Raw genomic sequence first — 6,431 nt, 5'->3', positions numbered from 1 at the left:
GCCCGAAGGTCCCCCTCTTTGCTCCGAAGAGATTATGCGGTATTAGCTATCGTTTCCAATAGTTATCCCCCACATCAGGGCATATTCCCAGGCATTACTCACCCGTCCGCCGCTCGCCGCCCTTAACGTTCCCCGAAGGTTCAGTTAAGTCGCTGCCGCTCGACTTGCATGTGTTAGGCCTGCCGCCAGCGTTCAATCTGAGCCATGATCAAACTCTTCAATTAAAGTTTTGTTGTATCTAACGATACGGCTCAATGAATACTGTTAATTCATCATAAATGATGAATGAATTGACTGTGCTGATACTTACGTATCACTTGGTCACTCAGTTTCATTGATTAAATCTTTTAGACTAAATCATTTCACGAGTGCCCACACAGATTGCATGGTCAAATTGTTAAAGAACAATATTATCACAACCGCTCTTAATTCAGTGCTTTGTCGTGACAACGAGAGCGGATTATAGAGATTAAATTTTTACTGGCAAGCCTATTTTTATAGTTTTTTCTCTTTTTGAGTTTGAGTGATTACTTTTTAATCCATCTTGAGTTTTTATGCTTAAAAAACGAAAAGGCGCAGCCCAAACTACACCTTTTATACCGATTAGAAAGCATCTATTATTATCCCATGCTACTTTCCTAAAGCTTTAATGGATAATAACGCTTTACATCTCGTATCTTAAAATAACCTAAGACCATAAAATGAGGCTTTACTTATAAGATTCATCCACGATGACTTTAGGTTTAAAGCTCTTATTTTGTTTTATTGCAGCTAGAGTCTCTTTCTTTATCTTTTCATCGATCCAATAAGTACCCAAATCACTGTTCATCCCAACACTAAACAGTTGTTCAGTCTTCTTCGTCATCGCAGGGGTCGGATATTTCATCCAGCGCCAATAACCAACGCGGGTATAAGGCACCATATAGCCAGGTATAATTAACGCCTCATCTGCCACTATTTGTTGAATCTCTTTTGATAAAGCCTTTTTCTTGCTGACATCAAATTCATTGCGATAGGCCATAATCAAGGAATCCATATCACTGGATGCATAGTTGGTAAAATTATTGGTTTGAGGTTGATTGGCATTACTACTGTGAAGATATTCCCAATAGGCAGGAATTTCGCTCGACCCCATTGTATGGAAAGAGAGTTGATGCTTATTTTCTAATACATACTTAAACGCAGAAGAGCCATCGACTAAGTTGAGAGTGTATTCCACCCCAGCCTGTTTTGCCTGCTCTTTAAGATAAGCTAAACGTGGTGTGTGCTCTGCATAAGCATAGGTAATGGCAAAAGATAAGCGCTCACCTTTCTCATTCATTCGAATACCTTGCGCATCGAACTTATCAAATCCTGCTTTAATAAAATATTCATTGGCTTTTGTTAAATCAAACTTAGGTGCTTGAATATCTTTATTAGTGTAATCACCCTGTCCAACTCCCATACCATTGGCTTGACGTACGTAATCTCCTCGCAACACTTTTTCGATCATGCCATCAAAATCTGTAGCGAATCCAAGACCTTTTCGTACATCAATATTATTCAACAATGGCTTTTGAGTATTGATCCAAATACCACCAGCCCCTTGTAAGGTTTGGTTATAGCCCCAGAATTTTTCTATGTACCCTTTTTGATACGGCTCTGTATTCGACTTATCGTGCCACAATGACGGCATAACCAGATTAAACGCATCAAGTGAGCCTTTTTCATAATGCTTACGGGCAATATCATTATCTCGAATAACCGTTAAACGAATTTTTTCAACATTATAACGGTGCTTGTAATAAGGGTTTTGATACCCCCACCAATCTTGCCCTACATGCCGAAAAGTGACAGATTTCCCTTTCTTAACTTTATCTAAATAATAAGGACCTGTGACAGGTTCTGGTTTAAAGTTATAACGTCGAACATAATTATCATCGATCCCATCACTATTTTTATCCGTTTTTACTTTATAAAAGTGCTTAGGTCTGGGCTGAAGGTTACTGTAATACAAAAGATCATCTGGATTTTTGGGTTCCGCTTGCTTAACCGCGATAGTGTGATCATCAAATTTCACAATATCGACAATCTGCTTACTGTAATACTCATTATACCAAGGCGCGACAATGTCTTTTGAACGCATCATTTGCAGCATAAAAAGATAGTCATCTGCAGTCACTGGTTTTCCATCAGACCATTTTGCTGCCGGGTTCAAACGAAAATACACCGTTTTATGATCGTCTGCTAATGCCCAGTGGGTGGCTAAATTTGGTAGCCAAGCTTCAGTATTTGGATGTTTAGCAACTAAAGCGGGTTGATAATCGACTAACCAGCCACGAAAAGCACCGTTAGAATCAGGACCAACAACTCGAAACGTTTGGGGAAAGCTAGCAATATAAGTACGAAATGTTCCTCCAAACTGAGCGTCAGGTGAGGCAAAAAGTGGCTCATCTAAATTGGTTTGCCATTTAAGATCATCAGGCAGTGTTGTAGCCCAACTTGGCGCTATCATTAACCATCCTAGCGCAGCTACCGTCATTACAATGGGTTTCATCATCTAACATCCTTGTTATCTATTTAATTACGCCACTTGATCTCGTTGCAATCTTCTTTTTCTGCGATCGCGTGGATGAGTCACGGGAATGGCTGCTAACAACTGTTTGGTGTAACTGGCTTTGGGGTGGAGGAATACCTGTTCAGTTGGGCCTGTTTCCACTATTTTGCCAAAATACATCACAGCAACTCTGTCGGAAATATGCTTAACCACTGAAAGATCATGGGAAATAAAAATCATGGCTAAATTCATCTCCTGTTGTAGTTGTAACAGTAAATTTAAGATCTGAGCTTGCACCGAGACATCTAAGGCTGAAACAGATTCATCACAAATAAGTAATTTAGGTTTTAAAGCAATGGCTCGAGCAATACCGATACGTTGTCTTTGTCCACCTGAAAATTCATGGGGATATCGATCTTTTGCTGAAATGGGCAGTCCAACCTTAACCAACAATTCATCAACCCATATTTGCCGCTCCGCTTTGGTTCCTAACTTATGAATAATAAACGGCTCTTCTAAAATCATTCCAACGGTATGGCGAGGGTTTAGTGACTCCATAGGGTCTTGAAACACAATTTGCATCTCTTTTCGCAGTGGGCGCATCTTTTTCACACTGAACTGAGTAATATTCTGACCTTGGAAAAATATCTCACCGCGACTGGGCTGGTATAGTTTGAGTAAAGCCCGCCCCAAGGTACTTTTGCCACAACCAGACTCGCCCACTAAGCCCAAAGTTTCCCCCGCATTAACAATCAATGACACGCCATCAACGGCTTTGATTTCCTCCCCTTTACGAAAGAAACCGCCTCCGTTGTAAAAATATTGGCAAAGATCTGTCGCCCGTAAAACTTCACTCATACCCTCTCCTTGCCTATCCTTGGAACTCAGGAAATAACGTAGTATCAATCGGCTTAATATCAATAAGTTGTTTAGGCTTATCCGTAAGTTTAGGCATTAATCCTAATAAACGCTTAGTATATGGGTGTTTAGGGTGATCAAAGAGCTCAAAAACATCTGAATATTCAACAATTTTCCCACCATACATCACAGCAACATCATCACAAATTTCAGCGACTACGCCTAAGTCATGAGTAATAAAGATCATCGCCATTTGAGTCTCTTGCTGTAGATCGTGCATTAAATCCAAAATAGAGGCTTGGACTGTCACATCAAGGGCTGTGGTTGGCTCATCGCAAATTAAAATATCAGGCTGACAAGCTAACGCCATAGCGATCATCACTCGCTGACGCATACCCCCCGAAAGATGGTGCGGGTATTCACGAATGCGTAATTGAGGATTGGGAATTTGGACCTTTTCCAGTAACTCTATCGCATGATGCCAACGCTGCTTTTTCGCTAATTCTGGCCGATGCAGAGCTAAGACTTCGCAAATTTGTTGGCCGATAGTATGAACAGGATTGAGCGCTGTCATCGGATCTTGGAAAATAATTGAAATTCTATCGCCACGTAATTGATATCTTTGCTGAGATGGTAACTGTGTCAGTTCTTGATTCTGATAAACAATAGATCCTGAGGTGATTTTACTGTAAGGCTGAGGTAATAACCCCATTATAGACAGCGCTGTAATACTTTTCCCACAGCCAGATTCCCCGACTAACCCAAGAGTTCGACCTTTATAAACGGAGAAACTGACGCCATGCAGTATTTGCTGCCACTGGTTCTGCTTATTACCGCTTTCATTAGCAAAAGCAACTTTTAAGTTTTTTACCTCTAATAAAGGTGATTGCAAATCGTTCATAAGCAGCCTCTCATTGGTACCGAGTCAAACGTTTTGGATCAAAAGCTGCACGAATCGCTTCACCAATAAAAGTCACCATAACAAGTACTAACACAATGGCAGTAACAACTGAGGTAGCGATCCAAGGTGAATCTAAATTTGACTTACCTTGCTGTAATAGCTCCCCCCAACTTGGGGTTGGAGGCATAAGACCAAGTCCAAGGTAATCCAATGCCGTTAAAGCAGTGATATTGGCAGCAATAGTAAAAGGAGCCAGAGTTACTATCATAACCATGGTATTGGGCAATATATGGTGGCAGATAATACGCCACGTTGAGGCCCCTAGAGCTTTGGCTGCAAGTACATATTCTCGGGCAGACTCTTTGTAGGTCATAGTACGCATATACCAAGTCATCCCCATCCAGCCAAATAACACATTAATTGCGACAAAGAGGGCAAAGGTTGGTTGAGTGATAGAGACCAAAATCATAATGACGTAAAGAAAAGGCACCATGGACCAGATCTCAATCAAGCGCTGAACAATCAAGTCAAACTTGCCACCAAAAAATCCCATTGCACAACCAACTACCGCTCCTATCGCATAAGAGATTGCCATTGTTATTAAAGCAAACCCCATTGCAGTGCGAAAACCATAAACCAAACGAGCCAATATATCGCGCCCAATAACATCCGTACCTAAATAATGCTGCTCAGCAATACTTGGCGGAGTCGGAGGGTAAGCACCTGAAAAATCTTGTTCATATGGGTTCCATGGCACCAGCGGCATAATGACAAAATCCCCCATATCTTGTTGACGAAACTTTTGTTGCAATAAGCGATAATCCGTCTCACCATGGGTTGCTAAACCAAACTTTTGTCCTTGAATTACCTGCGAAAAAACGGGAAAGAAATACTCACCTTGATAGCGAACCACTAAGGCTTTGCTGTTAATTAAGACTTCTGCCATCAGCGAGAGCAACAAACACAGGCTCAATAAACAAAAAGAGAAATACCCTCGTTTAAGAGACTTAAAGCGGTCAATTTTTTTCTTGGTTAATGGATTGAGTTTTATCATGCTGGCGCTCCAAATCTTACCCTAGGATCCACCATGGCCACGCACATATCCGATAAGATATTGCCCACCAGCAACATGGCCGCATTAATGGCGACAATTCCCATCACCACAGGATAATCACGCTCCATAACCGATTCATACCCCAATAACCCAATACCATCGATGTTGAAAATCACTTCGATAAGAAAAGAACCACTCATGAAAAAAAGTAAAGAGTTACCAAAATGACTGGCAATGGGAATTAAGCTATTTCTTAGGGCATGTTTACGTACCGCTGTTCGAAACGGCAGTCCTTTTGCCATAGCAGTGCGAAGATAATCGGCCGATAGGTTCTCCATCAAATTGTTTTTCATTGTCATGGTTAAAGTTGCAAAGTCACCGATGAGATAGCAAATAAGAGGTAGTACCGCATGCCACATAAGATCTTTAATTTGAGCCCACAAAGACAGATGCTCATCAAAATCATCACTCACAAAGCCCCCCATCGGAAACCACTCTAAGTGATAACTAAACCAAGTAATTAATAGCACTCCAACAACATAGCCAGGTAAAGCAAAGCCTAAAAAAATTAAAATAGAAGAGCTGGAATCAAACCAAGAGCCATGTTTAAGTGCTTTGTAATAGCCAAGTGGGATCGATATGAGATAACTAATGACAAATGTCATTGCACCATAAAAGAGAGAGACAGGAAGGCGCTCAGCAATCATCTCTGTGACAGGTTCATAATAGCGGGTCGATTCACCCAAATCTAATGTAACTAATTTGGTGAGCCAATTGATATAAGCAGTCGTGACGGGCTGATCTAGACCATAAAAAGCATTGAGTTCAGCCAATTGATCTTGTGACAGAGCAGAACTCTCGCCCGATTGAGATAACGATACCCCGCCATCCATCTGACTGTGCATGGATGCTAGCATTCGCTCAACAGGACCACCGGGAACCAAACGGGTGATCGCAAAGATAAGCAAGGTAATACCCAAAAAGGTTGGTATCACCAAAAATAAACGCCGAATAAAATAGTGCAACATTACTAGACAGCTCCTTGTCCTCACCTCCAAATGCCTACAAAGAGGTTTTATTCA

Annotated in this window: 5 protein-coding genes and 1 rRNA gene; all 6 read right to left on the bottom strand. The window is 41.2% G+C overall.

Annotation, left to right across the window (positions count from 1 at the left end):
• Positions 1 to 224 (bottom strand): 16S ribosomal RNA (locus CTN07_RS14370); the annotation flags it as partial.
• A 485-nt stretch (positions 225 to 709) separates the two neighbouring features.
• Positions 710 to 2,539: an extracellular solute-binding protein gene (locus CTN07_RS14365; protein ID WP_005297987.1), complete on the bottom strand. Its 1,830-nt coding sequence runs from the start codon at positions 2,537 to 2,539 to the stop codon at positions 710 to 712.
• 24 nt (positions 2,540 to 2,563) lie between these two features.
• Positions 2,564 to 3,394, bottom strand: a complete 831-nt coding sequence (locus tag CTN07_RS14360; protein WP_005297980.1) for an ATP-binding cassette domain-containing protein — start codon at positions 3,392 to 3,394, stop codon at positions 2,564 to 2,566.
• Positions 3,395 to 3,407: 13 nt separating this feature from the next.
• Complete coding sequence (locus CTN07_RS14355) at positions 3,408 to 4,295, bottom strand: ABC transporter ATP-binding protein (protein ID WP_005297979.1); 888 nt, start codon at positions 4,293 to 4,295, stop codon at positions 3,408 to 3,410.
• Positions 4,296 to 4,305: 10 nt separating this feature from the next.
• Positions 4,306 to 5,349 (bottom strand): ABC transporter permease, encoded by a 1,044-nt coding sequence (locus tag CTN07_RS14350; protein ID WP_005297978.1) that lies wholly within the window; start codon positions 5,347 to 5,349, stop codon positions 4,306 to 4,308.
• Positions 5,346 to 6,377, bottom strand: a complete 1,032-nt coding sequence (locus CTN07_RS14345) for an ABC transporter permease subunit (protein ID WP_005297977.1) — start codon at positions 6,375 to 6,377, stop codon at positions 5,346 to 5,348. Before CTN07_RS14345 ends, CTN07_RS14350 begins: the two co-directional genes overlap by 4 nt.
• Positions 6,378 to 6,431 lie beyond the last annotated feature (54 nt).

The organism is Photobacterium damselae, from assembly GCF_003026815.1.
Classification (GTDB): Bacteria; Pseudomonadota; Gammaproteobacteria; order Enterobacterales; family Vibrionaceae; genus Photobacterium; species Photobacterium damselae.
This window is presented reverse-complemented; position numbering and strand designations above follow the sequence as displayed.

Excerpts from the sequence above, each read along its gene's own strand:
- CTN07_RS14355 (WP_005297979.1), bottom strand. The coding sequence starts at position 4,295 with ATGAACGATTTGCAATCACCTTTATTAGAGGTAAAAAACTTAAAAGTT.
- CTN07_RS14345 (WP_005297977.1), bottom strand. The coding sequence starts at position 6,377 with ATGTTGCACTATTTTATTCGGCGTTTATTTTTGGTGATACCAACCTTT.
- CTN07_RS14365 (WP_005297987.1), bottom strand. The coding sequence starts at position 2,539 with ATGATGAAACCCATTGTAATGACGGTAGCTGCGCTAGGATGGTTAATG.
- CTN07_RS14350 (WP_005297978.1), bottom strand. The coding sequence starts at position 5,349 with ATGATAAAACTCAATCCATTAACCAAGAAAAAAATTGACCGCTTTAAG.
- CTN07_RS14360 (WP_005297980.1), bottom strand. The coding sequence starts at position 3,394 with ATGAGTGAAGTTTTACGGGCGACAGATCTTTGCCAATATTTTTACAAC.